The 24,728-nt window shown below is 60.2% G+C and carries 22 protein-coding genes; 12 read left to right on the top strand and 10 right to left on the bottom strand.

Going from position 1 to position 24,728, the window contains the following annotated elements; genetic code table 11:
* The first annotated feature begins 45 nt into the window (after window positions 1–45).
* From QR290_RS06615 to QR290_RS06580, 8 genes are all read left to right on the top strand, one after another.
* The gene (locus QR290_RS06615; RefSeq protein WP_007954670.1) at window positions 46–960 is read left to right on the top strand and encodes a LysR family transcriptional regulator; all 915 of its coding nucleotides are present in this window, start codon (window positions 46–48) and stop codon (window positions 958–960) included.
* A gap of 99 nt (window positions 961–1,059) precedes the next feature.
* Entirely contained in the window at window positions 1,060–2,547 is a 1,488-nt protein-coding gene (locus tag QR290_RS06610) for a gamma-aminobutyraldehyde dehydrogenase (protein WP_115076674.1), read from the top strand.
* A gap of 82 nt (window positions 2,548–2,629) precedes the next feature.
* Window positions 2,630–3,781: a putative ABC transporter substrate-binding protein YdcS gene (gene ydcS, locus QR290_RS06605; protein ID WP_115076673.1), complete on the top strand. Its 1,152-nt coding sequence runs from the start codon at window positions 2,630–2,632 to the stop codon at window positions 3,779–3,781.
* A gap of 289 nt (window positions 3,782–4,070) precedes the next feature.
* On the top strand, window positions 4,071–5,108 hold the full coding sequence (locus QR290_RS06600) for an ABC transporter ATP-binding protein (RefSeq protein ID WP_289204574.1): 1,038 nt from the start codon (window positions 4,071–4,073) through the stop codon (window positions 5,106–5,108).
* Between the two features lies 1 nt (window position 5,109).
* Complete coding sequence (locus tag QR290_RS06595) at window positions 5,110–6,045, top strand: ABC transporter permease (RefSeq protein WP_007954664.1); 936 nt, start codon at window positions 5,110–5,112, stop codon at window positions 6,043–6,045.
* The gene (locus QR290_RS06590) at window positions 6,035–6,859 is read left to right on the top strand and encodes an ABC transporter permease (protein WP_085688847.1); all 825 of its coding nucleotides are present in this window, start codon (window positions 6,035–6,037) and stop codon (window positions 6,857–6,859) included. Before QR290_RS06595 ends, QR290_RS06590 begins: the two co-directional genes overlap by 11 nt.
* Before the next feature lie 171 nt (window positions 6,860–7,030).
* Window positions 7,031–8,455: a gamma-aminobutyraldehyde dehydrogenase gene (locus QR290_RS06585; RefSeq protein ID WP_289204573.1), complete on the top strand. Its 1,425-nt coding sequence runs from the start codon at window positions 7,031–7,033 to the stop codon at window positions 8,453–8,455.
* 146 nt (window positions 8,456–8,601) lie between these two features.
* The gene (locus QR290_RS06580) at window positions 8,602–10,086 is read left to right on the top strand and encodes an APC family permease (protein ID WP_289204572.1); all 1,485 of its coding nucleotides are present in this window, start codon (window positions 8,602–8,604) and stop codon (window positions 10,084–10,086) included.
* Window positions 10,087–10,144: 58 nt separating this feature from the next.
* Here the strand turns inward: QR290_RS06580 and QR290_RS06575 are convergent, their stop codons facing one another.
* On the bottom strand, window positions 10,145–10,702 hold the full coding sequence (locus tag QR290_RS06575) for a hypothetical protein (RefSeq protein ID WP_115076669.1): 558 nt from the start codon (window positions 10,700–10,702) through the stop codon (window positions 10,145–10,147).
* Window positions 10,703–11,204: 502 nt separating this feature from the next.
* Between QR290_RS06575 and QR290_RS06570 the strand changes: the two genes are divergently transcribed.
* Window positions 11,205–11,690: a BRO-N domain-containing protein gene (locus QR290_RS06570; RefSeq protein ID WP_289205271.1), complete on the top strand. Its 486-nt coding sequence runs from the start codon at window positions 11,205–11,207 to the stop codon at window positions 11,688–11,690.
* A gap of 55 nt (window positions 11,691–11,745) precedes the next feature.
* Here QR290_RS06570 and QR290_RS06565 read toward each other — a convergent pair whose 3' ends face one another.
* Complete coding sequence (locus tag QR290_RS06565) at window positions 11,746–11,931, bottom strand: hypothetical protein (protein WP_007954656.1); 186 nt, start codon at window positions 11,929–11,931, stop codon at window positions 11,746–11,748.
* 403 nt (window positions 11,932–12,334) lie between these two features.
* Here QR290_RS06565 and QR290_RS06560 point away from each other — a divergent pair, with 403 nt between their 5' ends.
* The gene (locus QR290_RS06560) at window positions 12,335–13,963 is read left to right on the top strand and encodes a glucan biosynthesis protein D (protein ID WP_265812220.1); all 1,629 of its coding nucleotides are present in this window, start codon (window positions 12,335–12,337) and stop codon (window positions 13,961–13,963) included.
* Between the two features lie 159 nt (window positions 13,964–14,122).
* Here the strand turns inward: QR290_RS06560 and QR290_RS06555 are convergent, their stop codons facing one another.
* The 4 genes from QR290_RS06555 to QR290_RS06540 all read right to left on the bottom strand — a co-directional run bounded on the left by QR290_RS06555 (window position 14,123) and on the right by QR290_RS06540 (window position 18,393).
* Entirely contained in the window at window positions 14,123–14,656 is a 534-nt protein-coding gene (locus tag QR290_RS06555; RefSeq protein WP_115076666.1) for a GNAT family N-acetyltransferase, read from the bottom strand.
* Window positions 14,657–14,747: 91 nt separating this feature from the next.
* On the bottom strand, window positions 14,748–15,854 hold the full coding sequence (locus QR290_RS06550) for an NADH:flavin oxidoreductase/NADH oxidase (RefSeq protein WP_085609151.1): 1,107 nt from the start codon (window positions 15,852–15,854) through the stop codon (window positions 14,748–14,750).
* Between the two features lie 232 nt (window positions 15,855–16,086).
* The gene (gene recJ / locus QR290_RS06545) at window positions 16,087–17,796 is read right to left on the bottom strand and encodes a single-stranded-DNA-specific exonuclease RecJ (RefSeq protein WP_007954648.1); all 1,710 of its coding nucleotides are present in this window, start codon (window positions 17,794–17,796) and stop codon (window positions 16,087–16,089) included.
* Between the two features lie 54 nt (window positions 17,797–17,850).
* Window positions 17,851–18,393, bottom strand: a complete 543-nt coding sequence (locus tag QR290_RS06540) for a YaeQ family protein (protein ID WP_011332624.1) — start codon at window positions 18,391–18,393, stop codon at window positions 17,851–17,853.
* A gap of 146 nt (window positions 18,394–18,539) precedes the next feature.
* Here QR290_RS06540 and QR290_RS06535 point away from each other — a divergent pair, with 146 nt between their 5' ends.
* Both QR290_RS06535 and QR290_RS06530 read left to right on the top strand, forming a co-directional pair.
* Entirely contained in the window at window positions 18,540–19,739 is a 1,200-nt protein-coding gene (locus QR290_RS06535) for a CaiB/BaiF CoA transferase family protein (RefSeq protein ID WP_115076664.1), read from the top strand.
* 13 nt (window positions 19,740–19,752) lie between these two features.
* A complete protein-coding gene (locus QR290_RS06530; RefSeq protein WP_240321673.1) occupies window positions 19,753–20,646 on the top strand; it encodes a TIGR02285 family protein in 894 nt (297 codons plus the stop codon).
* A 174-nt stretch (window positions 20,647–20,820) separates the two neighbouring features.
* Here the strand turns inward: QR290_RS06530 and QR290_RS06525 are convergent, their stop codons facing one another.
* From QR290_RS06525 to thrC, 4 genes are all read right to left on the bottom strand, one after another.
* On the bottom strand, window positions 20,821–21,102 hold the full coding sequence (locus QR290_RS06525) for a DUF3509 domain-containing protein (protein WP_085697275.1): 282 nt from the start codon (window positions 21,100–21,102) through the stop codon (window positions 20,821–20,823).
* 164 nt (window positions 21,103–21,266) lie between these two features.
* Window positions 21,267–21,674, bottom strand: coding sequence for a response regulator (locus QR290_RS06520; RefSeq protein WP_115076663.1), 408 nt, complete (start codon window positions 21,672–21,674; stop codon window positions 21,267–21,269).
* 118 nt (window positions 21,675–21,792) lie between these two features.
* Complete coding sequence (locus QR290_RS06515; RefSeq protein ID WP_115076662.1) at window positions 21,793–23,163, bottom strand: transporter substrate-binding domain-containing protein; 1,371 nt, start codon at window positions 23,161–23,163, stop codon at window positions 21,793–21,795.
* A gap of 119 nt (window positions 23,164–23,282) precedes the next feature.
* Window positions 23,283–24,692, bottom strand: a complete 1,410-nt coding sequence (gene thrC / locus QR290_RS06510) for a threonine synthase (protein WP_007954636.1) — start codon at window positions 24,690–24,692, stop codon at window positions 23,283–23,285.
* Window positions 24,693–24,728 lie beyond the last annotated feature (36 nt).

Raw genomic sequence — 24,728 nt, 5'->3', positions numbered from 1 at the left:
ACACTCGAGGCAATCTATAAAAACCGCCCACCGGGTAAACCTTCCATGATGACCTTGCGTCAGATCCGCCATTTCATCGCCGTGGCCGAGACCGGCTCGATCTCCGCCGCCGCGCAAACCGCGTTCATTTCCCAATCGACCCTGACCCTGGCCATCCAGCAACTGGAGGAAGAAATCGGCGTCAGCCTGTTCAACCGCCACGCCAAGGGCATGACCCTCACCCATCAGGGACACCAGTTCCTGCGCCAGGCGCACCTGATTCTGGCCACCGTGGACAACGCCAAACGCAGCCTGCAACAGAGCACCGATCAGGTTGCCGGGCAGTTGATCGTCGGAGTGACCAGTCTGGTGGCCGGTTATTACCTGGCGGATTTGCTCACTCGTTTCCAGCGCGCCTATCCCAATGTCGAGATCCGGGTAATGGAGGACGAGCGCCCGTATATCGAGCATCTGCTGGTCAGCGGCGAGATCGATGTCGGGGTGTTGATCCTCTCCAATCTCGAAGACCGCCACGCGTTGCAGACCGAAGTGCTGACCCACTCGCCGCACCGTTTGTGGCTGCCGGCCCAACATCCGCTGCTGGAACACGACAGCATCAACCTCGCCGACGTTGCCCGTGAGCCGTTGATTCAACTGAACGTCGACGAGATGGATCGCAACGCTCAACGCCTTTGGCGTGGCGCCGGTCTGCAACCGAAAATCACGCTCAGAACCGCGTCGACCGAGGCCGTACGAAGTCTGGTCGCGGCGGGTCTCGGCGTGTCGATCCAGCCAGACATGACGTATCGCCCATGGTCACTGGAAGGCGACATCATTGAGGCGCGGCCAATTGCCGACCTCAACCAGACCCTCGACGTCGGTCTGGCCTGGCGTCGTGGCACCGCCCGCCCCGCTCTGGTCGATCCGTTCCTGACCGTGGCCCGCGAGCAGCCTCACGGCGGACGCAAGCCATCTATTTAATCGAATGCCACCTTCAGTATTTAGAATTTGTCGACCCCGGAGCCGCACACTAGTCTTGCTGCATCTATAAGACGGTCGGCTCCCGGAACAGGGAGCAACATGGCCATACAAGAAAAGAGATCACGGAAAATGGCTGGCGCGCAGACCCACATGCACACCGCGTTGCTGATCGACGGCGAACTGGTCGCCGGCCAGGGTTTTGTCGAACCGATCCTCAACCCGGCCACCGGCGAAGTCCTGATCCAGATCGCCGAAGCCAGTACCGAGCAAGTCGAAGCCGCCATCCTCGCCGCCCACCGCGCCTTCGCCGAGTGGTCGCGCACCACCCCGCAACAACGCTCGAATCTGCTGCTGGAAATCGCCAGCGCCATCGAAAAACACGCCGATCACCTCGCCCGCCTCGAAGCCCTGAACTGCGGCAAACCGCTGCACCTGGCGCGGCAGGACGATTTGACCGCCACCGTCGATGTGTTCCGCTTCTTCGCCGGCGCCGTGCGCTGCCAGACCGGCCAGCTCAGCGGCGAGTACGTGCCGGGCTACACCAGCATGGTGCGCCGCGATCCGATTGGCGTTGTCGCCTCGATTGCGCCGTGGAACTACCCGATCATGATGGCCGCGTGGAAGATCGCCCCGGCCCTCGCCGCCGGCAATACGCTGGTGTTCAAGCCGTCCGAGCACACGCCGTTGTCGATTCTGGCGTTGGCGCCAGCACTGGCGGAAATCCTGCCGCGCGGGGTGATCAACATTGTCTGCGGTGGCGGCGAAGGCGTTGGCAGTCACTTGGTCGGCCACCCGAAAGTGCGCATGGTGTCGCTGACCGGCGATATCGTCACCGGCCAGAAAATCCTCCAGGCCGCCGCCAAAACTCTCAAACGCACGCACCTCGAACTCGGTGGCAAGGCTCCGGTGATCGTCTGCAACGATGCCGATCTCAAAGCCGTGGTCGAAGGCGTGCGCACTTATGGCTATTACAACGCCGGGCAGGACTGCACGGCGGCGTGCCGGATCTACGCCCAGGCCGGGATTCACGACAAATTGGTGGCTGAACTCGGCGCGGCGGTCAGCAGTCTGCGTTTCGCCGGCAAACGCGATGCCGACAACGAAATCGGGCCGCTGATCAGCACCCGCCAGCGCGACCGCGTGGCCAGTTTTGTCGAACGCGCCCTCGGTCAGCCGCACATCGAGCGAGTGACCGGTGCGGCAGTGCATTCCGGCGCCGGGTTCTTCTATCAGCCAACCTTGCTGGCCGGATGCAAACAGAGCGATGAAATCGTCCAGCGCGAAGTGTTCGGGCCGGTGGTGACCGTGACCCGCTTTGACGAACTGGCGCAAGCGGTGGACTGGGCCAACGATTCGGAATACGGCCTCGCCTCGTCGGTGTGGACCCAGAACCTGGACAAGGCGATGCAGGTCGCCGCACGTCTGCAATACGGCTGCACCTGGATCAACAGCCATTTCATGCTGGTCAGCGAAATGCCCCACGGCGGGCTGAAACGCTCCGGTTACGGCAAAGACTTATCCAGCGATTCGCTACAGGACTACAGCGTGGTGCGGCACGTAATGGCCCGCCACGGCCAACATCTCTGACTACGCTAATAACAAGCCGACCACGGCATGCTTCACCGCGTTCACAACTGCCCCGACCATAATTTAAAGAAGAGGGTTCACCATGTTCGTGCACAAGACCGCACTGCTCAGTGCAATCACCATGGCCCTGCTGGCCAGCGCCAGCCTGCAGGCCGCCGAGCCGCTGAAAGCCATCGGCGCCGGCGAAGGCCAGCTGGATATCGTCGCCTGGCCCGGCTACATCGAACGCGGTGAAAGCGATAAAGCCTACGACTGGGTGACCGGTTTCGAGAAGGAAACCGGCTGCAAGGTGAATGTGAAAACCGCCGCCACCTCCGACGAAATGGTCAGCCTGATGGCCAAGGGCGGTTACGACCTGGTGACGGCGTCGGGCGATGCCTCGCTGCGGTTGATCGTCGGCAAGCGTGTACAACCGATCAACACTGCGTTGATCCCGAACTGGAAATCCCTCGACCCGCGCCTGAAAGACGCGCCGTGGTACGTCGTCAATAAACAAACCTACGGCACCCCGTACCAGTGGGGCCCGAACGTGTTGATGTACAACACCAATGTGTTCAAGACCGCGCCGACCAGCTGGAACGTGGTCTTCGAGGAACAGAACCTGCCGGACGGCAAGCCGAACAAGGGCCGCGTGCAGGCCTATGACGGCCCGATCTACATTGCCGACGCGGCGCTCTATCTGAAATCCACCAAGCCTGAACTGGGGATCAAGGATCCGTACCAGCTCACCGAAGATCAGTACAAAGCCGTGCTGGAACTGTTGCGCGCCCAGCAGAAGCTGATCCACCGCTACTGGCACGACACGACCGTGCAGATGAGCGACTTCAAGAACGAAGGCGTGGTCGCATCCAGCGCCTGGCCGTATCAGGTCAACGGCCTGATCAACGACAAACAGCCGATCGCTTCGACCGTGCCGAAAGAAGGCGCCACCGGTTGGGCCGACACCACCATGCTGCACGCCGAGGCCAAGCACCCGAACTGCGCCTACAAGTGGATGGACTGGTCGCTGCAGCCGAAAGTCCAGGGTGACGTGGCGGCGTGGTTCGGTTCGTTGCCGGCGGTTCCGGCGGCTTGCCAGGGCAGTGAGTTGCTCGGCGCTGAAGGCTGCAAGACCAACGGGTTCGATCAGTTCGACAAGATCGCTTTCTGGAAAACACCGCAGGCTGAGGGTGGGAAGTTTGTGCCTTATAGCCGGTGGACGCAGGACTACATTGCGATTATGGGCGGTAGGTAGCACTCCGGAACGACGCGGTCTACCCCCTTTCCCCCCTCGCCCCCCTGGGGGAGAGGGCTGGGGTGAGGGGGTAGCTTTTGACTTTGCTTTTGAAATTGGAGCAATGGCTGAAATAGCTGCCCTCACCCCCCGCCCTCTCCCGGAGGGAGAGGGAGCTAAAAGCAGATCGCGGCGTATCGACCAGATGAGTCAGCCAAAAACCATCGCATACACCGCCAAACGATCCAGTTTTTTCAGAAGTCCAGGCAGGGCCGCTGCGACGGCCCTCGCCTTTTTGGAGCACCGCATCATGACGCTTGCAGTCCAGTTCACCAACGTTTCCCGGCAGTTCGGCGAGGTGAAGGCCGTTGACCGGGTTTCCATCGATATCCAGGACGGCGAGTTCTTTTCCATGCTCGGCCCCTCCGGTTCGGGCAAGACCACGTGCCTGCGCCTGATCGCCGGGTTCGAACAACCGAGCGCCGGCTCGATCCGCATTCACGGCGCCGAAGCCGCCGGTCTGCCGCCTTATCAACGCGACGTAAACACGGTGTTTCAGGATTACGCGTTGTTCCCGCACATGAACGTGCTGGACAACGTCGCCTACGGTCTGAAGGTCAAAGGCGTGAGCAAAGCCGAGCGCCACAAACGCGCCGAAGAGGCGTTGGACATGGTCGCCCTCGGCGGTTACGGCGCACGTAAACCGGTGCAGTTGTCCGGCGGTCAGCGCCAACGTGTCGCCCTCGCCCGCGCACTGGTCAATCGCCCGCGAGTGCTGTTGCTCGACGAGCCGTTGGGTGCCCTCGATCTTAAGCTGCGCGAACAAATGCAGAGCGAACTGAAGAAGCTGCAACGCCAGCTCGGCATCACTTTCATCTTCGTCACCCACGACCAGACCGAAGCGCTGTCGATGTCCGACCGCGTGGCCGTGTTCAACAAGGGTCGCATCGAACAGGTCGACACCCCGCGCAATCTGTACATGAAACCCACCACCACCTTCGTCGCCGAATTCGTCGGCACTTCGAACGTGATTCGCGGTGATCTGGCACGCCAGCTCAGCGGCCATCCGCAGCCGTTTTCGATCCGCCCGGAGCACGTGCGCTTCGCCGAAGGCCCGCTGGCCAGCCATGAAATCGAAGTCAGCGGCCTGCTCCACGACATCCAGTACCAGGGCAGCGCCACGCGCTATGAACTGAAGCTGGAAAACGGCCAGACCCTGAGCATCAGCCAGGCCAACAATCAGTGGATCGACAGCAGCGCGCAGCACCAGACCGGTCAGCGCATCAGCGCACGCTGGGCGCGGGAAGCGATGATTCCGCTGCACGACACCGTTGCGAGCGGGGTGTGACATGACCGCCCTCGCCCTCCCTCAATCGGCGCCGTTGCGCAGGTTTTCCAACCTGCTCTATCGCAAGCCGAATCTGTATCTGTCGATGCTGCTGGTGCCGCCGCTGCTGTGGTTCGGCGCGATCTATCTGGGCTCGTTGCTCGTGTTGTTGTGGCAAGGTTTCTACACCTTCGACGACTTCACCATGGCGGTTACACCGGACCTGACCCTGGCCAATTTCGCCGCACTGTTTCAGCCGTCGAACTTCGACATCATCCTGCGCACCTTGAGCATGGCGGTCGTGGTGTCGATCGCCAGCGCCATCGTCGCGTTCCCGATTGCCTACTACATGGCGCGCTACACCACCGGCAAGACCAAGGCGTTTTTCTACATCGCGGTGATGATGCCGATGTGGGCCAGCTACATCGTCAAGGCCTACGCCTGGACGTTGTTGCTGGCCAAGGGCGGCGTGGCGCAGTGGTTCGTTCAGCACCTGGGGCTGGAGCCGGTTCTGCAGTTCATTCTGGGGATTCCCGGGGTCGGCGGCAGCACCTTGTCGACCTCGCATCTGGGCCGGTTCATGGTGTTCGTCTACATCTGGCTGCCGTTCATGATCCTGCCGATCCAGGCCTCGCTGGAGCGCCTGCCGCCTTCGTTGCTGCAAGCCTCCGCCGACCTCGGGGCCAAGCCGCGCCAGACCTTCATGCAGGTGATTCTGCCGCTGTCGGTTCCGGGGATTGCTGCCGGTTCGATCTTCACGTTTTCGCTGACCCTGGGCGACTTCATCGTGCCGCAACTGGTGGGCCCGCCGGGCTACTTCGTCGGCAGCATGGTTTACGCGCAGCAAGGCGCGATCGGCAACATGCCAATGGCTGCGGCGTTCACGCTGGTGCCGATCGTGCTGATCGCCATTTACCTGTCCATCGTCAAACGACTGGGGGCCTTCGATGCACTCTGACTCTTCATCACAAGGGCATGCCTCCATAGGCCTGAAAATCGCAGCCTGGGGCGGGTTGGTGTTTCTGCACTTCCCGATCCTGATCATCTTCCTCTACGCCTTCAACACCGAAGACGCGGCGTTCAGTTTTCCACCGAAAGGCTTCACGTTGCACTGGTTCAGCGTGGCGTTTTCCCGACCGGATGTGCTGGAAGCGATCAAACTGTCGTTGCAGATCGCGGCCATTGCCACGCTGATCGCGATGGTGCTCGGTACGCTGGCTTCAGCGGCGTTGTACCGCCGGGACTTCTTCGGCAAACAGGGCATTTCGCTGATGCTGATCCTGCCGATTGCACTGCCGGGGATCATCACCGGGATCGCGCTGCTGGCGACCTTCAAGACCCTGGGGATCGAGCCGGGGATGTTCACCATCATCGTCGGCCACGCGACCTTCTGTGTGGTGATCGTCTACAACAACGTCATCGCCCGTTTGCGCCGCACTTCGCACAGTCTGATCGAGGCGTCGATGGACCTCGGCGCCGACGGCTGGCAGACCTTTCGCTACATCATCCTGCCGAACCTCGGCTCGGCGTTGCTCGCCGGCGGCATGCTCGCGTTTGCGCTGTCGTTCGATGAAATCATCGTCACCACCTTCACCGCTGGCCATGAACGCACCTTGCCGTTGTGGTTGCTCAACCAGTTGAGCCGCCCACGGGACGTGCCGGTGACCAACGTCGTGGCGATGCTCGTGATGCTGGTGACCATGCTGCCGATCCTCGGCGCCTACTACCTGACCCGGGGTGGCGAGAGCGTGGCCGGCAGCGGCGGCAAATAACCGAATAACTGAAGAAACCGGATCGAAATGTGGGAGCGGGCTTGCTCGCGAAGAGGCAATCAAATTCAGCATTGATGTCGGCTGATCCGCTGCTTTCGCGAGCAAGCCCGCTCCCACAATGGAACCCGGTTTCTTCAGAAAAATAACAATTGCTTCGAAGAGGACAATCAAATGCAAACCAAACTCTTGATCAACGGCCACCTGGTCAACGGCGAAGGCCCGGCGCAACCGGTGCTCAACCCGGCGCGCGGCGAAGTACTGGTGGAAATCAACGAAGCCACCGAAGCCCAGGTCGATGCCGCCGTGCGCGCCGCCGACAGTGCCTTCGCCGAATGGTCGCAGACCACGCCGAAAGACCGTTCGCTGCTGCTGCTCAAACTCGCCGACGCCATCGAAGCCCACGGCGAAGAGCTGGCCAAACTGGAATCGGACAACTGCGGCAAACCCTTCAACGCCGCACTGAACGACGAGATTCCGGCGATTGCCGACGTGTTCCGTTTCTTCGCCGGCGCCAGCCGTTGCATGAGCGGTTCTGCCGGCGGCGAATATCTGCCCGGCCACACTTCGATGATCCGCCGCGACCCGGTGGGCGTGATCGCGTCCATCGCGCCGTGGAACTACCCGCTGATGATGGTCGCCTGGAAAATCGCCCCGGCCCTCGCCGCCGGTAATACCGTGGTGCTCAAACCGTCGGAACAAACCCCGCTGACCGCGTTGCGTCTGGCCGAACTGGCGTCGGATATTTTCCCGGCCGGTGTGCTCAATCTGGTGTTCGGTCGTGGGCCGAGCGTGGGCAGTCCGCTGGTGACCCATCCGAAAGTGCGCATGGTATCGCTGACCGGTTCCATCGCCACCGGTTCGAACATCATTTCCAGCACCGCCGACAGCGTCAAACGCATGCACATGGAACTGGGTGGCAAGGCCCCGGTGATCATCTTCGACGACGCCGACATCGATGCCGCCGTCGAAGGCATTCGCACCTTCGGCTTCTACAACGCCGGCCAGGACTGCACCGCAGCGTGCCGGATCTACGCGCAGCAAGGCATCTACGACAAGTTCGTCGAGAAGCTTGGCGCTGCGGTCAGTAGCATCAAGTACGGCTTGCAGGATGATCCGTCGACCGAACTCGGGCCGCTGATCACCGCCCAGCATCGCGACCGCGTGGCCGGGTTTGTCGAACGCGCTGTCGCGCAATCGCACATCCGCTTGATCACCGGCGGCAAGGCTGTGGACGGCAATGGCTTTTTCTTCGAACCGACGGTGCTGGCCGACGCCCAGCAGGATGACGAAATCGTCCGTCGCGAAGTGTTCGGGCCGGTGGTGTCGGTGACCAAATTCACTGATGAGGCTCAGGCGCTGGAGTGGGCCAACGATTCGGACTACGGCCTGGCGTCCTCGGTGTGGACGGCGGATGTAGGACGCGCCCATCGCCTGTCCGCACGGTTGCAGTACGGCTGCACCTGGGTGAATACGCACTTCATGCTTGTCAGCGAAATGCCCCATGGCGGTCAGAAACTGTCCGGTTACGGCAAGGACATGTCGATGTACGGGCTGGAGGACTACACCACGGTTCGGCATGTGATGTTCAAGCACTAAAAGCATTCCCCCCGGCTTCAAGGCAGAAACCGGTCATCCGCATCACCAGGCATTCAAAACAATAACTACCGATCCGGGCGGCGCTCACCAAGCCCCGCCACGGTTTCGGCCATCCGAAATCTGCCGATTTCACGGAGCAAACACACATGAGTGCATCACCCGATCTCTCAGCCGCCGTTGCCGACAGCGATACCGAACAACTGCGCCAGCTGGGCTACACCTCCAACTTCAACCGCAGCATGAGCCTGTGGGAAAACTTCGCGCTGGGCTTCACTTATCTGTCACCGGTCGTAGGGGTTTATACCCTGTTCGGCCTGTGTCTGGCCGCTGGCGGGCCACCAATGTTCTGGGCTTACTTGCTGGTCGGCTGCGGGCAATTACTGGTGTGCCTGATCTTCGGCGAAGTGGTTTCGCAGTTCCCGATTTCCGGCGGTGTTTATCCTTGGGCGCGGCGTCTGGTGGGCAAAAAATGGGCATGGATGGTCGGCTGGATCTACTCCATCGCCCTGTGCGTGACCATCGCCGCCGTGGCGGTCGGCGCCGGCCCGTACCTCGCGGCCATGCTGGGCTTTGAGCCAAGCAACAACACCAACATCGTCATCGCCCTGGTGCTGACGCTGTTCGCCACACTGGTCAACCTCAGCGGCACCAAAGTGCTGGCGCGGATCGCCATGTTCGGCTTCCTCTGCGAACTGGTGGGCGCGGTGATCGTCGGCGTTTACCTGCTGATTTTCGAACGTCACCAGCCGATCAGCGTGCTGTTCAACACTTTCGATATCAGCGTCGACGGCTCCTATCTACCGGCATTCCTCACCGCTTCGCTGGCCGGGATGTTCCTCTACTACGGCTTCGAGGCCTGTGGCGATGTGGCCGAAGAAACCCCGAACCCGAGCAAGAAAATCCCGGTGGCCATGCGCATGACCATCTACATCGGCGGCATCGCAGCGATGTTCGCTTGCCTCGCATTGATCCTCGCCGTGCCTGACATGCAAGCGGTGATCAATGGCACCGACAAGGACCCGGTCACCACCATCCTCAACAACGCCTTCGGCCCGGTCGGTTCGAAAGTGGTGATGGGCGTGGTAATGATTTCCTTCATCTCCTGCGTCATCAGCCTGCAGGCGGCGGCGAGTCGTCTGCTGTATTCCTACGCTCGCGATGAAATGGTCATCGGCAGCCGACTGCTGAAAAAGATTTCTCCTACGACCCAGGTGCCGGTTGCTGCGCTGTTTGTGTCCGGCGTCCTGCCCGGCCTGATCATCGCCCTCGGCTTCTTCCTGCAAGACGCTGTAGCGACCATCGTCAGCTTCGCCGCCATCGGCATCTACCTCGCATTCCAGATGATCGTGCTGGCCGCCCTGTACGCCCGCAGCAAAGGCTGGAAACCCAGCGGAAAATTCACCCTCGGCGCCTGGGGCTGGCCGGTGAACATCGGCGCGCTGGTCTACGGCCTCGGCGCAATCATCAACATGGCCTGGCCACGCACGCCGGATGCGGCGTGGTACATCAACTACGCGATGGTGCTGAGCACGGCGATCGTGATTGGTCTGGGGCTGGTTTACATGTGGATTGGCAAGCCGTATGACCATGGGAAGGCGCCGGCTGGGGATGCCTGGAAAGTGAGTCGCTAAAAGCGTTTGGCCCCGGCACCGATAGAGTGCCGGGGCTCAAGAAAGCCGATGCAAATCATCAAAAGAAAAGCTCGGACTGATCGTATTTCAACGAGGAAATACGATCGAACAATTTGATTTTTTCGTTGGCTTTTTGCTTGGCGTGGTCAGACATGAATGCAATCAACTCTTCGAGCTGACTCACGTCTCCCACCACTTTGAATTCCTTCTCCTTGTTGACGAAGACAAGGGACTTCTTCTTTCTCGACAGCAGTTCTATGACGTTGCTGAGCGTACCGGTGCTCTTCGCATCCCATATCATCAAGCCGTAGTCAGCGGCTTCGGCCATCACCACGTCTTTCTCGGTAAAGAAGGCCCTCGATCCTTTGGAGTGTTTGGAGTCCACTGTTCTGGCGGGCCACTGTCCGAGGTTGTTCCGCGGCGCTGGACCGCTACAGAACACAGTGGTTCTGGATCGTTCGAGACTCAGCAGATATTCCTGAATGGAGGTATCGGCGCCACCCGCATCACCCACGACCACCTCAAATTCAGACGCAACGATATTACTGATACGCTCCTTAACCTTCGGATCAAGGTTCTTGATATTGATAGAGCCAGCAATAAATACAGTCGTCATTGAGTTCACTTCCAGGTTAGCGCCGCTACGTAGATCTTCCCCACCTTCGGAAGAATCCTTTGAGCTGCCGCCCACCCCGGAGGATGCCGGAGATTCATAAAGGAAAAATCACGCTTCAGGTGCAGTCTGGCTGGCGGCCATACAAAAACAGACATTTCCTACAGATGCAGGCTTCAAAAGAAAGCCACATTTCCTACGCCACGCGTCCACAGCGTAGACTTGGCGCCGCTAGCGCCTGACCGATAGGCTTTATCCCGTCGCTGCCCAATCAGCGGCCCGGGGTCGAAGCCGGTACATCATCAACATGGCGCAACTGCGTCCTCCATAGAAACCGAGGCTTTTTTGCCTTTCGGATTCGCGTTATGGCGGACCGCGTGGCGCGGGCCTCTCGGCTTCCATGTTGATCGAGAATGTTCCGACTTCGAACGCCGCGCGGTTCGCCACCCAAATCTGTCGAAGGATTAGTGGCGGCTCTCATTTCAACATGGAGTAGAAATTGACTATGCACGCGCAAAATTCACCTGAGACCCAGACGCACTTTATCCCTACGGTTTTCACCCGCCACAACCGCTTCCTCCACGCTCTCCTACTCGATCACCAAGCCTGGTTCTGCGCTCAGGATCTCGGCCGCATGATGGGCCATCCCTTGAACTCACGCGTCACGCTCAAACTCGACCCCGACCAACGCCGCACCGTCCGACTGAGCAAGTACGGCAAAGTTGTCGAGACGCCAATAGTCAGCGAATCCGGCATGTATGCGCTGCTGGTTCACCATTTCATCCCGGAAAACCGCAACCTTCGCCAATGGCTGAGCAATGAGGTGATCCCCATCCTGCGGGAAACCAGCTCAGCAACAGCGGAAAACTGCCCGAGCCTGAGCTCGGTGCATTGGGCCGGCGTCACCGTGCCGCTGCTGCACTGGCAACAACAGGCCTGGGTGAAATGGCGGGATATGCCTGAGTTGATGCAGGCACAGCGTCCCCGGTAAACCTCAAGAATGAAAAAGGGGCGGACTTCACAGTCCGCCCCTTTGGTTTTTCACTTCAAAACCGCGAAACACTCCTCATCGCATCCACCAGATACCGCATCGCAATCCGGTCGCTCTCCGACAACTCCCGGTAACGCTCCACCAGTTTCAGTTCATCAGGACTGAGCCGGCGTCTTCGCCGGACGTTGGTGAGGCAGGGAAAGATGCCCAACATTTCGGTGATGCCTTGTCCTTTTGTCATGGACGATGTCCTTTTCCAGTACGTCAGAAATTTTCGAAAACCGCATCGCCCTGCTCCTTTAAGCAGCGATTTGAGCCCTGCTGGTCGGATGGGTCGTGACCGGCGATGCCCATAGAATAGAAATTAAATCGGCGCTGAAAAGCTGTTTTTAGAGTAATTAGTCGAAAAAAGCAGATATGCCCTATAAATCAGAAAAGGCTGTGGGATAAGTAACCGTAACGTCTTGTTTCATTGAGACGCTGTCGCCGTGCTATCAATGAATTTTGCAAAATCAGCGAACGGATTAAGCTAGCGGGCATCTGTTACTAGTCCGTAGCGTTTGGCCGAAGGCTTGTCCGAACCGTAATTTCTGATCCAGTACGTGCCAGGAACGGCGCGGGATTGTCCACGACAGGTTGTATCTATGCACCGCAGGAATTTGCTCAAAGCGTCCATGGCCATTGCGGCTTATACCGGACTTTCCGCCTCCGGCCTGCTCGCCGCACGCGCCTGGGCCGCCTCTGGCGGTGCCGCCGACGGTGAAGCTCAGGCCTTCGACTTCGAAACGCTGAAGCGCCAGGCCAAGCAACTGGCCGGCAGCGCGTATCAGGACACCAAGCAGGTGCTACCGCCGACCCTGGCGACCATGACCCCGCAGAATTTCAACGCGATCCGCTACGACGGCGAGCATTCGCTGTGGAAGGAAAACAAGGGTCAGCTCGATGTGCAGTTTTTCCACGTCGGCATGGGCTTCCGCCAACCAGTGCGCATGTACAGCGTCGATCCCAAGTCCCGCACGGCCCGCGAGGTGCATTTCCGCCCTCAACTGTTCAACTATGAAAACACCTCGGTCGACACCCAGCAGCTCAAGGGCGACCTGGGTTTTGCCGGCTTCAAGCTGTTCAAGGCACCGGAGCTGGATCGCCATGACGTGGTGTCGTTCCTCGGCGCCAGCTACTTCCGCGCAGTGGATGCGACTGGCCAATATGGCCTCTCCGCCCGTGGCCTGGCCGTCGACACCTACGCCAAGAAACGCGAAGAATTCCCTGACTTCACCAAGTTCTGGTTCGAAACTCCGGATCAGAACGCGACCCGCTTCGTGGTCTACGCCCTGCTCGACTCGCCGAGTGCGACCGGGGCCTATCGCTTCGACATCGATTGCCAGGCCGAGCGCGTGGTGATGGAAGTCGACGCCCACATCAATGCCCGCACCGCCATCGAACAACTGGGCATCGCGCCGATGACCAGCATGTTCAGTTGCGGCACCCACGAGCGCCGGATGTGCGACACCATTCACCCGCAAATCCACGACTCGGATCGTCTGGCCATGTGGCGCGGCAACGGTGAGTGGATCTGCCGCCCGCTGAACAACCCGGCAACCTTGCAATTCAATGCCTTCGCCGACACCGATCCGAAAGGTTTCGGTCTGGTGCAGACCGACCACGAATTCGCCAACTATCAGGATACCGTCGACTGGTACAGCAAGCGCCCGAGCCTGTGGGTGGAACCTACAACCGCGTGGGGCGAAGGCTCCATCGATCTGCTGGAAATTCCTACAACCGGCGAAACCCTCGACAACATCGTTGCGTTCTGGACACCGAAGAAACCGGTGGCTGCCGGCGACTCGCTGAACTACGGCTATAAGCTCTACTGGAGCGCACTGCCGCCGGTCGGTACGCCGCTGGCGCGGGTGCATGCGACCCGTTCGGGCATGGGTGGATTCGTCGAAGGCTGGGCACCGGGCGAGCATTACCCGCCCGTCTGGGCCCGTCGTTTCGCTGTGGACTTTACCGGTGGGGGTCTGGATCGCCTGCCGCAGGGCACCGGGATCGAACCGGTGGTCACTTGCTCCAACGGCAAGGTGCAGGACTTCAGCGTGCTGGTGCTGGATGACATCAAGGGTTACCGGATCCTGTTCGACTGGTACCCGACCAACGACAGCGTCGATCCCGTGGAGCTGCGCCTGTTCATCCGCACCAACGACCGCACGCTGAGCGAAACCTGGTTGTACCAGTACTTCCCGCCGGCGCCGGACAAGCGCAAGTATCCATGATGTTTTGAGCCGCCTGCGCGGGCCTCTTCGCGAGCAAGCCCGCTCCCACATTGGATCTGGTTCGATCACACAGTTTGTGACCGACACAAAGCCAGGGTGGGAGCGGGCTTGCTCGCGAAAGCATCAGAATATTCAACATCGGAAATTGAAGGTACTGCGTCAGGTCAGTGGGCAATAAAGATGAATGTCTTTGGGCTCTTGATCAATCAACTCAGGATCCGGTTGTGCCAGCAACCGGCACCCCTGACGCTGGTAGAACTCCACGGTATTGCGTGATTCGGTTGCCGAGACGTACAACGCCTCGGCGCCGACTTCCCGGCCATGCTCGCAAGCCAAGGCAAACAAGCGCCCGCCCATCCCCTGTCCACGGTAAGCGCGGCTGATGTGCAGGAATTTCAACTGCCGCATGTTCAGCCCCTGATTGTGAATAACCCGGTTATCCACAACCACCGCCGCCACCAATACATCTCCATCGAAAAGCCCGTGTAGCCATCCGCCGCTGCGCCAGCATTTTTCCAATACCCGCGCATTCTCCTCCGCTTCCCCTTCGGGCCAGCCGCGCATGTCGAAACGCGCCGGATAAAGAATCAACTCACCGTTTTCCACGCGATAGCATTCCTCGACCAGTTCACTGCGGTCGATCAGCGCCAACAATGGCAAGTCGGATTCAGTCAGCTCACGTTCGATCAACATCGCGGTCCATTCCTTTGCGATTCCAAACGACAGGCAAGAAAAAACCCGCCGGTTCAATGGCGGGTTTTATAGGCTTTGCGACCGGTCGGAATCAATCCCGCAGATCAGACTCGTGAATTGGCTGATCCCGATGGGTCGCACGTTGATACTGCGCCGGCCATACCGCTTTGCGTCCGCCCAGATCATCGTCGGCATGCAGCGGCCAGTAAGGATCACGCAGCAGCTCACGGGCGAGGAAGATGATGTCGGCCTGACAGGTTCTCAGGATGTGCTCGGCTTGCGCAGGCTCGGTAATCATTCCCACGGTGCCGGTGGCGATGCCTGACTCCTTGCGCACCCGTTCGGCGAAGCGCGTCTGATAACCCGGCCCCACGGGGATTTCAGCGTTGACTGCCGTGCCACCCGATGACACGTCGATCAGATCAGCCCCCAAGGCTTTCAGGCGTCGCGCCAGCTCCACGGTTTCATCCGGGTTCCAGCCATCTTCGACCCAATCGGTAGCCGACAGGCGTACGAAAACCGGCAGTTCTTCCGGCCACACCGCGCGCACGGCCTCGGTCACTTGCAGCACGAGACGAATGCGGTTTTCGAACGATCCGCCGTACTGGTCACGGCGCTGGTTACTCAATGGCGAAAGAAACTGGTGCAGCAGATAACCATGCGCCGCATGCACCTCGACCACACTGAAACCGGCGGTCAGCGCACGCTTGGCTGCGGCCACGAAGTCCTGAATGACCTGGGCGATCTGGCTCTCATCAAGTTGTTTGGGTTGGGTGTGTTGCGGGTCAAAGGCAATCGGCGAAGGCCCGACCGGCGTCCAGCCGCCGTCATCCGGTTTGACGCTGCCATGTTTGCCGATCCACGGCCGATGGGTGCTGGCCTTGCGCCCGGCGTGGGCCAGTTGGATGCCGGCCACTGCGCCCTGCGCGTTGATGAAACGGGTGATGCGTTGCAACGGTGCGATCTGTTCGTCGTTCCACAGGCCCAGGTCTTCGGCGGTGATCCGCCCGTCGGCCGTGATCGCCGTGGCTTCGGTAAATACCAGGCCAGCGCCCCCCACGGCACGGCTGCCGAGGTGCACCAGATGCCAGTCGTTGGCCAGGCCATCGACGCTGGAATACTGGCACATGGGCGACACGGCGATGCGGTTGGACAGGGTCAGTTGGCGAAGGGTAAAGGGTTCAAGCAGCAGACTCATGGGGCACCTCTCAAATCAGTGGGCAGGCTCCAGGGTTCTGTTTGAAAAGTCGACGAGTGACAGGAAAAAGGTGCAGCACCCGCCCCCGCGGGCAAAAAATTCGACAAGACGTCACAAGGCCAATCAAGCAGTGCTTAGAGCCTAGTCGACATCCGGGGATGAGGGAGGGTTCAGAAATGAAACAGCACAATTGAAGATGCCTGCGCCCCTTGAGCAAGGGGCGCAACGACCTTTAGCGCGGTTCGATGTGGGCGATCATCAGTTGCACGGTTTCATTGCCACGAAACTCGTTGAGATCGAGTTTGTAGGCCAGTTCAACCCATTTGATCGTCGGGTTCGGCCAGATATCGCGATCGATCCCGAACGCGATGCCATCGAGCTTCACCGAGCCGCATTCGGTTTTCAACACCACTTTCAGATGCCGCTCGCCGACCACTCGCTGCTCGACCAACTGGAACACGCCGTGAAACAGCGGCTCCGGAAAGTGCTGGCCCCACGGCCCGGCGTGGCGCAAGGCCCGAGCCAGTTCCAGATGAAACTCCTCGACCGCCAGTGTGCCATCCGACAGCAGGCGCCCGGTCAGATCTTCTTCGCGAAGTTGCCTACGCACCTCGGCGTCAAATGCCTCGGCGAACAACGGAAAATTCTCCTGCGGCAAGGTCAGACCGGCCGCCATCGCGTGGCCGCCGTACTTGGCGATCAGATCCGGATGTTGCGCCGCGACCACGCTCAGCGCATCACGGATATGGAAACCCTGCACCGAGCGCCCCGAGCCCTTGAGCAAACCGTCGCCAGCATCGGCGAACGCAATGGTCGGGCGGAAATACCGCTCCTTCATCCGCGACGCCAGAATACCGATGACACCCTGGTGCCATTCCGGATCGAACAGGCAAAGACCGAACGGCATCGACTCGACCGGCAAGTCCTTGAGCTGGGCCAGCGCTTCGCGCTGCATGCCTTGCTCGATGGATTTTCGATCCTGGTTCATGCCGTCCAGTTGCGCGGCCATTTCACGGGCCAGCGCAGCGTCGTGGGTCAGCAGACACTCGATGCCCAGGCTCATGTCATCCAGACGCCCCGCCGCGTTCAGACGCGGGCCGACGATGAAACCGAGGTCGGTAGAGGTAATGCGCGAAGCTTCACGCTTGGCCACTTCAAGGATCGCCTTGATCCCCGGCCGCGCACGTCCGGCGCGAATTCGTTCCAGGCCCTGGTGCACCAGAATCCGGTTGTTGGCATCCAGCGGCACCACGTCGGCAACGCTGCCCAGCGCCACCAGATCCAGCAGTTCGCCGATGTTCGGTTGTGGCTTGCTCTCGTACCAGCCGAGGCTGCGCAGGCGCGCGCGCAACGCCATCAACACATAGAAAATCACCCCGACACCAGCCAGCGCCTTGCTCGGAAACTCGCAGCCGGGCTGGTTCGGATTGACTAGCGCATCGGCCTGCGGCAGTTCATCGCCGGGCAAGTGGTGGTCGGTAATCAAAACCTTCAGGCCGTGACGTTTCGCGGCCGCTACACCTTCAACGCTGGAAATACCGTTGTCGACGGTGATCAACAGTTGCGGCTCGCGGGTCATCGCGACTTCGACGATTTCCGGGGTCAGGCCGTAGCCGTATTCGAAGCGGTTCGGCACCAGATAGTCGACGTGCGCCGCGCCCAATAGGCGCAAACCGAGCACGCCCACGGTGCTGGCCGTCGCGCCGTCGGCGTCGAAGTCGCCGACGATCAGGATCCGCTGACGCTGCTCCAGCGCCGTCACCAGCAGGTCCACCGCCGCATCGATCCCTTTGAGCTGCTGGAACGGAATCAGTCGCGCCAGGCTCTTGTCCAGCTCCGCCTCGGACTGCACGCCCCGTGCCGCGTACAGGCGGGTCAGCAGGGGTGGCAGTTCACCGAGAAACGGCAGAGTGGCGGGCAACGGGCGAGGATCGATACGCATGGGGTGACAGAAGCTTCTCTTGAATACGTGGGATTTTTCGGGAGTAGCGCGGACTTAACCGCGCTCGCCTTGCAGCCAGGTGAGCTGGACTTCGTGCTGGCCGCGATCATCGGTGACGAAGATCGTCCCTTCGCTGATCATCACGTCCCACTTGATGACGCGGGGCATGTCCTTGGCCAGGGTTTCCAGCACTTCTTGCGGAACAGCGGCGATGTTGACGTTCTTCAGGTTTTTGATCGCCGGGATCACCTTGCCTTCCCAGACGCGCAGGCTGCCATAGGCCAGCAGGCTGGTGCGCTCGGTGCGACGGGAGCACCAGGTCAGACGATCCGCGTCTGGCTGGCCGACTTCGATCCAGTGCAGGACACGGTCATCCAGGCTCTTTTCCCACAGCGCAGGTTCATCCACGTCCGACAGACCACGACCGAACGACAGTTGCTCGTTGTACCAGAGCGCGTAGGCCAACAGGCGCACGGTCATGCGTTCTTCGGTTTCCGAAGGGTGACGGGCGATGGTCTGCTTCACGTTCTCGTAGACGCTGCGGTCGAGATCGGTGAGGTTCAGTTCGAATTTGTAGGTAGTGGACGGCTGGGCCATGAACGGGCTTCTTGATACGAGGAAAGTTGGCAAGTCTAACCGATGCTGTAGGCAATCCACGAATTGATGGCGATCAACCTTGCGCGACTGACAGCCGGCTATGTTAAAACGCTGTATCTGCTCAGCCTTGTCCTACAGGATCTCGCATGCCGTTCGCCAACAAACCGCTCAGCGGTCTGAAAGTCATTGAATTGGGTACTTTGATTGCCGGGCCGTTTGCCTCGCGCATCTGCGGCGAGTTCGGCGCCGAAGTGATCAAGATCGAGTCGCCGGACGGCGGTGATCCGCTGCGCAAATGGCGCAAGTTGTACGAAGGCACGTCGCTGTGGTGGTTCGTCCAGGCACGCAACAAAAAGTCACTGACCCTGAACCTGAAACACCCCGACGGCCTGGCGATCCTGAAAAAACTGCTGGGTGAAGCCGACATCCTGATCGAGAACTTCCGCCCCGGCGTGCTGGAAAAACTCGGCTTGAGCTGGGAAAACCTGCATGCGCTGAACCCGAAACTGGTGATGGTGCGCCTGTCCGGTTTCGGCCAGACCGGGCCGATGAAGGATCAGCCAGGTTTCGGTGCGGTCGGCGAGTCCATGGGCGGCCTGCGCTACATCACCGGTTTCGAAGACCGCCCGCCGGTACGCACCGGGATTTCCATCGGCGACTCGATTGCCGCCCTGTGGGGCGTGATCGGCGCGTTGATGGCTTTGCGTCATCGCGAGGTCAACGGCGGCCTCGGCCAGGTGGTCGATGTGGCGCTGTACGAAGCAATCTTCGCCATGATGGAAAGCATGGTGCCGGAGTTCGATGTGTTCGGCTTCATTCGTGAGCGCAGCGGCAACATCATGCCGGGCATCACGCCCTCCTCCATCCACACCAGCGCCGACGGCAAACACGTGCAGATCGGCGCCAACGGCGATGCGATCTTCAAGCGCTTCATGCTGATCATCGGCCGTGAAGATCTGGCCAATGACCCGACGCTGGCCAGCAATGACGGACGCGACAGCCGCCGTGACGAGTTGTATGGGGTGATCGACCGCTGGGTCAATTCGCTGCCGCTGCAAACCGTGCTGGATCTGCTGAACCAGGCCGAAGTGCCGGCCAGCCGGATCTTCAGCGCCGAAGATATGTTCAACGATCCGCAGTACCTGGCCCGGGAAATGTTCCTGCACGCCAAACTGCCGGACGGCAAACCCTTCAAGATGCCGGGCATCGTGCCGAAACTCTCTGATACACCCGGCACGTCCGAATGGGTCGGACCGCAGCTCGGTGAACACAATGCGCAGGTACTCCACGATCTTGGCTACGACGAGAAGCAGATCGCCCGGCTGCGCGAAGACGGAGCCATCTGAGCTGAAGCGCCTGATGCCCTCGGCCTCGAACCGCGCCCATCATTGGTGGACGTGGCGGTTGTTTGGCCTGCTATTTCTGCTGGTGCTGCCGGCGTGGGCGCAGGCCAAACCGACGTTGATCTGGCTGCTGCGCGACCTGCCGCCGCTGACGATCTTCGAAGGCCCGAAAAAAGGCCAAGGCGTTATCGATCAATTGATGCCGATGCTGATTGCCGGCATGCCGCAATACGAACACACCTTGATGCGGGTCAATCGTGCCCGTGGCATTCAAATGCTCCATGAACATCCATTCGCCTGCGATCCGTCGCTGATCTGGAACAAGGAGCGGGCACAATGGATCGCCTTCTCCATCCCCGCGTTTCGCGCGGTCAGCAATGGTTTGGTGGTGCGTCAGAGAGATCGTGAGGTGCTGGAGCCCTTTCTGGTCGAGGGCGAAGTCGATCTGTCGGCATTTCTGGCCAACGGCGAGCGAAAAGTCGGGGTGGTCGCGGAACGCAGTTACGGCGAGTACATCGACACATTGCTGCATCAGGCACCGAGCGGCGCGCTGACGCCACATTATGGCAACGATGCGCTCAGCAGCCTGCTGTCGATGCAGCGTCTGGGGCGTTTGCAGGTGGTGCTGGGTTACTGGCCGGAAATCCGTTATCAGGCGCGGCAGGCCGAGATCGCCGAGGACGAGTTGCTGTTCTTTCCGATTCGCGGCACGGGCAAGTATCTATCAGGCCATGTCGGTTGCACCGACACCACGGCGGGTCGACAGGCGATCACGGAGATCAATCAGCTGTTGCGCACCCTGCCCCACGAACATCTCGACCAGCTCTACGCCGATTGGCTCGACCCCGAGAGGCGCCAGGACTATCTGGAACAGGCGCGGATTTTCTTCGAGCAACAAGCCGCACAGTGAAATCCGGGCAAAAAGAAACCCCGAGAAGTGGGGAGACGACTCGGGGTTAAACGTGGTCTGTATCAAAGACCCGTAGCAGCAAGCGACAAGCACCGGAGCACAATGCTTGATCCTGCTGTTACGGGGTCTGACTGACCTGGGTGCAGGAAGGTTCCCACAAAAGAAAAATCAGTTTCAGAGGGTCGGGTGCTTGTCGAGGGCTGCGTTTCGCAACGCGGCGATCACACAGGGTTCCAGCCGGCCTTCGGCAATCAGGATGTCACGGTGCAGCCCGTCGACTACATCCGTCAGCTGGCGCTTGTCGCTCAATTGCGCCTGATTGAATTCGCGCTCCACCACGATCGCGCCGTTGCCGTTCTTCAAGGTCACCAGGCATTCGCCGTGGCGACCCCGAGGGGTCAACGTCACCTGATACGGGCTCAGAGCCTCACCGAGCAATAGACTGATACTTTCCATCTCGATCTCCACTCAATAGTCCGAAAACACAGTGTCTGGGGCGTGTTCACAGTAAATGACCACCGGCCCGAGAGGAAAGTTCTGCTTGTTACCGGCCTCTCCCGGAGCGTCACCGGCCTATCGGAGCATGCAGGGTGAAGATGACAGAAAAATAACCATAGGGTTCAAGCGTCGACGGAATGCCGGGGGATCGTCATGTAGGTGTCCAGCAGGCTTCTCATCAACACCGCCGAAACCGGCGTGTGCAGGCGGCCCAGCAAGGTGATCCCGTGCTCGCCCAGCAAGGTTTCCAGTTCCTCCAGCAGGCTGGGGACCACGGTGCCCAGCAGGATCAGCGCCCGCGCGCCCTGCCGGTCGGCCAGATGCCGGATCAGCGCCAAGCCGTCACCGTTCTGCAATCGTGGATTGCACAGCGTGATGTCGACAGCTCCGCGACGCTCCAGCGAACGCTTGGCCGAACCCAGCGACGGCGCGGTCAGAACATCGTAGATACCGATGGCGTTGAGCATCTGATGCAACGCCATCAGCTGGAACGGATTGGGTTCTAGAATCAGGATCTTGAGCGAGCGCATGGGACGACCTCTGGAGCGACAATCGCGGATTCACGCCGCAGTGGCCTGTCACTCTAGGGCAGTCGTCCTAAGCCTCCCATCAGAAAAGGAATCGCGGTTTATAGGACTTTTCCCATCTTTAATGCAGACATCGACACCCGTTCTCTTTCCGTCGCGCGGTGATGTCTGTCCAGCCGCCGAGCAACCCACGCAGTTTTCCATCGGCACTGTAAAACGGCACCGTCCACTGATAGATCTGACGAGGCCCGGTCTTGAACATCAGCTGCCGTTTGCTGAAGCGCGTCTTACGTGTACCGAGCTGCGCCATGAATTCGTCATGCAGCATCAGTGCCGTAGCCTGCGGAAGTGCGTCGAACTCGAACAGCATCCGCCCCTGCACCTGCTCCTGACGGACCGACAGCGCATCTTCATAACTGCGGTTGCACATGATCAAACGGCCCTGCAGATCGCGCACGAACACGGGGTCAGGCATCGCATCGATCAATGCATGTTGAAAGGCCAGTTGATCGCCCAGGCCCTTTTCAGCCTCTCTGCGCTGTTTTATTTCGGTAGCGAGTCGACGATTCCATAGCAGCGAAAGCAGGCCTAACACCCCAAGCCCACCCATCCCCCAGCATCCCCACTCGATCAGCCGAGCGCGGAACGACGGGGCCGGCGCAGGTGAGACTCCGTCCAGCCACTTCAGGCGCATGGCACGCAGTTCGGCCGCCGAGAACGCGCCCAATGCCTTGTTGAGGATGCTCACCAGCTCAGGCAGCCCTTTGCGGACCGCCAGATGATCGGCCTCCCACTTGCCCTCCACGAGACCTCCGACCTTGAGCAGGCCGGAGGGAAACAGCTGAGCGCCGATCTCGTTTTCGATGGTGGCGTAGGCCTCGCCACTCTCGACCAGTGCCCGTGCCTCGGCATACGTCTTGACCGATCGGATCTGGATCGACGGGTAGTCGCGTCGAATGCTGTCCTCCAGCGCATGCCGGGCCGGCAGCACCAGCACTCTCTTGGCCAGCGCCGCAAGCGACTGTATCGCGGGCTCGTCAGCATGCCCGACGAACACCCAGCCGGCACCGCCGAACGCGTGACTGAAATCCAGAAACCCCTTGCGCTCATCGTTCATTGCCAACGTCGTGCTGATGTCGGCCACACCACTCTGGAGCCGTTCCAGCATGTGGTCTGTAGAAAACGATTCCTGGTGGACGAACTGCAATCCGGTCATGGCGCTGATGTGTTTGAGCACATCGTTGTTCAGGCCGCTCCACTGGCCATGCTCGTCCTGAAACAGATACAACGGGTATTGCACAGAGGCGACGGTCACCCGTGGGTTATCTCGAATCCACTGACGCTCGTGCTCATCCAGCTCAATGGGCTGAACAGCCTCCAGCGCAACGGAATGCTTCGCCAGATGGCCAGCTTCGGCCCACGGCAACAGCCCGAAGCAGCCCAATAAAAACAACCAGCACAGGGCTGGTTTCAATCCTGAAAAAAACCGCATTGCCACATCCTTCGTCATCGACTCGCCCGTCCTTGATGGGCGAAACGCGCGCAGTGTGGCATGCAAAAACAAGAAAGCCCGTCAGGAGACGGGCTTCAAAATGTGACAGCTTTGCGGGCTTAAAGAGGCTTGCCGCGGTTGCCATGCTGGCTGACAAAGGCCTGCACGGCTTTGAGCTCGTTCGCCAGCACCGTGCAGCGCTCTTCTCTCTCAAACAAATCAGAAAGATGTGCAGGTAGTTCGAGAGCTTTTCCTACACCTGCTTTCTCCACCGCGTCCGGGAACTTGACCGGATGCGCCGTGCCCAGAATCACCATCGGGATGTCCAGGCTGCGACGGCACTCGCGAGCGGCTTTCACGCCGATGGCGGTGTGTGGGTCCAGCACTTCACCGGTCTGCTCGTAGACTTCGGCGATGGTTTCGCAGGTTTGCGCATCGTCCACGGCCAGCGAGTCGAACAGTTTGCGTGCCTCGGTCCAGCGTTCCTGTTCGACGCTGAAACCGCCGCCCTGCTTGAACGAATCCATCAGCCCGGCAATCGCCGCGCCATTGCGACCGTGCAGGTCGAACAGCAGGCGTTCGAAGTTCGACGAGACCATGATGTCCATCGACGGCGACAGCGTGGCGTGCAGGGTTTCCTTGACGTACTGGTTGCCGCTCATGAAGCGGTGCAGGATGTCGTTGCGGTTGGTGGCGACGATCAACTGGTTGATCGGCAGGCCCATGTTGCGTGCCAGGTAGCCGGCGAAGATGTCGCCGAAGTTGCCGGTAGGCACCGAGAACGACACCGAACGCGCCGGGCCGCCCAATTGCAGCGCTGCGTGGAAGTAGTAAACGATCTGGGCCATGATCCGCGCCCAGTTGATCGAGTTCACTGCCACCAGACGGGTGCCCTTGAGGAAGCTCTGGTCGGCGAAGCTGGCCTTGACCATTTCCTGGCAGTCATCGAAGTTGCCTTCAATGGCGATGTTGTGGATGTTCTCACCGAGGATGGTGGTCATCTGCCGACGCTGCACTTCGGACACACGGTTGTGCGGGTGCAGGATGAAGATGTCGACGTTTTCGCAGTGTTTGCAGCCTTCGATGGCGGCCGAACCGGTGTCACCGGAGGTGGCGCCGACGATCACGACGCGTTCGCCGCGCTTTTCCAGCACGTAGTCGAGCAAGCGACCGAGCAGTTGCAGGGCGAAGTCCTTGAACGCCAGGGTCGGGCCGTGGAACAGCTCCAGCACCCATTCGTTGCCGTTCAGCTGACGCAGCGGCGCAACGGCGTTGTGGGCAAACACACCGTAGGTTTCTTCAAGAATCTTTTTGAAATCGGCGTCCGGAATGCTGCCGGTGACGAACGGGCGCATGACGCGGAATGCCAGCTCGTGATACGGCAGGCCGGCCCAGGAAGCGATTTCTTCCTGGGTGAAACGTGGCAGGTTTTCCGGGACGTACAGACCGCCGTCGGTGGCGAGACCGGCCAGCAGGACGTCTTCGAAATTCAGGGCCGGTGCCTGGCCGCGGGTACTGATGTAACGCATGACTGACTCCAATGGACAGTGTTCACGACACCGGCC

This window comes from Pseudomonas fluorescens (assembly GCF_030344995.1).
Classification (GTDB): Bacteria; Pseudomonadota; Gammaproteobacteria; order Pseudomonadales; family Pseudomonadaceae; genus Aquipseudomonas; species Aquipseudomonas fluorescens_BF.
This window is presented reverse-complemented; position numbering and strand designations above follow the sequence as displayed.

Bases quoted from the DNA above. Each gene is read 5' to 3' on its own strand.
- QR290_RS06590 (WP_085688847.1), top strand. From the start codon at position 6,035: ATGCACTCTGACTCTTCATCACAAGGGCATGCCTCCATAGGCCTGAAA.
- QR290_RS06595 (WP_007954664.1), top strand. From the start codon at position 5,110: ATGACCGCCCTCGCCCTCCCTCAATCGGCGCCGTTGCGCAGGTTTTCC.
- QR290_RS06555 (WP_115076666.1), bottom strand. From the start codon at position 14,656: ATGTTGATCGAACGTGAGCTGACTGAATCCGACTTGCCATTGTTGGCG.
- QR290_RS06550 (WP_085609151.1), bottom strand. From the start codon at position 15,854: ATGAGTCTGCTGCTTGAACCCTTTACCCTTCGCCAACTGACCCTGTCC.
- QR290_RS06575 (WP_115076669.1), bottom strand. From the start codon at position 10,702: ATGACGACTGTATTTATTGCTGGCTCTATCAATATCAAGAACCTTGAT.
- recJ (WP_007954648.1), bottom strand. From the start codon at position 17,796: ATGCGTATCGATCCTCGCCCGTTGCCCGCCACTCTGCCGTTTCTCGGT.
- QR290_RS06565 (WP_007954656.1), bottom strand. From the start codon at position 11,931: ATGACAAAAGGACAAGGCATCACCGAAATGTTGGGCATCTTTCCCTGC.
- QR290_RS06525 (WP_085697275.1), bottom strand. From the start codon at position 21,102: ATGGAAAGTATCAGTCTATTGCTCGGTGAGGCTCTGAGCCCGTATCAG.
- QR290_RS06530 (WP_240321673.1), top strand. From the start codon at position 19,753: ATGCCCTCGGCCTCGAACCGCGCCCATCATTGGTGGACGTGGCGGTTG.
- QR290_RS06540 (WP_011332624.1), bottom strand. From the start codon at position 18,393: ATGGCCCAGCCGTCCACTACCTACAAATTCGAACTGAACCTCACCGAT.
- QR290_RS06520 (WP_115076663.1), bottom strand. From the start codon at position 21,674: ATGCGCTCGCTCAAGATCCTGATTCTAGAACCCAATCCGTTCCAGCTG.
- QR290_RS06560 (WP_265812220.1), top strand. From the start codon at position 12,335: ATGCACCGCAGGAATTTGCTCAAAGCGTCCATGGCCATTGCGGCTTAT.
- QR290_RS06535 (WP_115076664.1), top strand. From the start codon at position 18,540: ATGCCGTTCGCCAACAAACCGCTCAGCGGTCTGAAAGTCATTGAATTG.
- ydcS (WP_115076673.1), top strand. From the start codon at position 2,630: ATGTTCGTGCACAAGACCGCACTGCTCAGTGCAATCACCATGGCCCTG.
- QR290_RS06580 (WP_289204572.1), top strand. From the start codon at position 8,602: ATGAGTGCATCACCCGATCTCTCAGCCGCCGTTGCCGACAGCGATACC.
- QR290_RS06600 (WP_289204574.1), top strand. From the start codon at position 4,071: ATGACGCTTGCAGTCCAGTTCACCAACGTTTCCCGGCAGTTCGGCGAG.
- thrC (WP_007954636.1), bottom strand. From the start codon at position 24,692: ATGCGTTACATCAGTACCCGCGGCCAGGCACCGGCCCTGAATTTCGAA.
- QR290_RS06570 (WP_289205271.1), top strand. From the start codon at position 11,205: ATGCACGCGCAAAATTCACCTGAGACCCAGACGCACTTTATCCCTACG.
- QR290_RS06515 (WP_115076662.1), bottom strand. From the start codon at position 23,163: ATGCGGTTTTTTTCAGGATTGAAACCAGCCCTGTGCTGGTTGTTTTTA.
- QR290_RS06585 (WP_289204573.1), top strand. From the start codon at position 7,031: ATGCAAACCAAACTCTTGATCAACGGCCACCTGGTCAACGGCGAAGGC.
- QR290_RS06615 (WP_007954670.1), top strand. From the start codon at position 46: ATGATGACCTTGCGTCAGATCCGCCATTTCATCGCCGTGGCCGAGACC.
- QR290_RS06610 (WP_115076674.1), top strand. From the start codon at position 1,060: ATGGCCATACAAGAAAAGAGATCACGGAAAATGGCTGGCGCGCAGACC.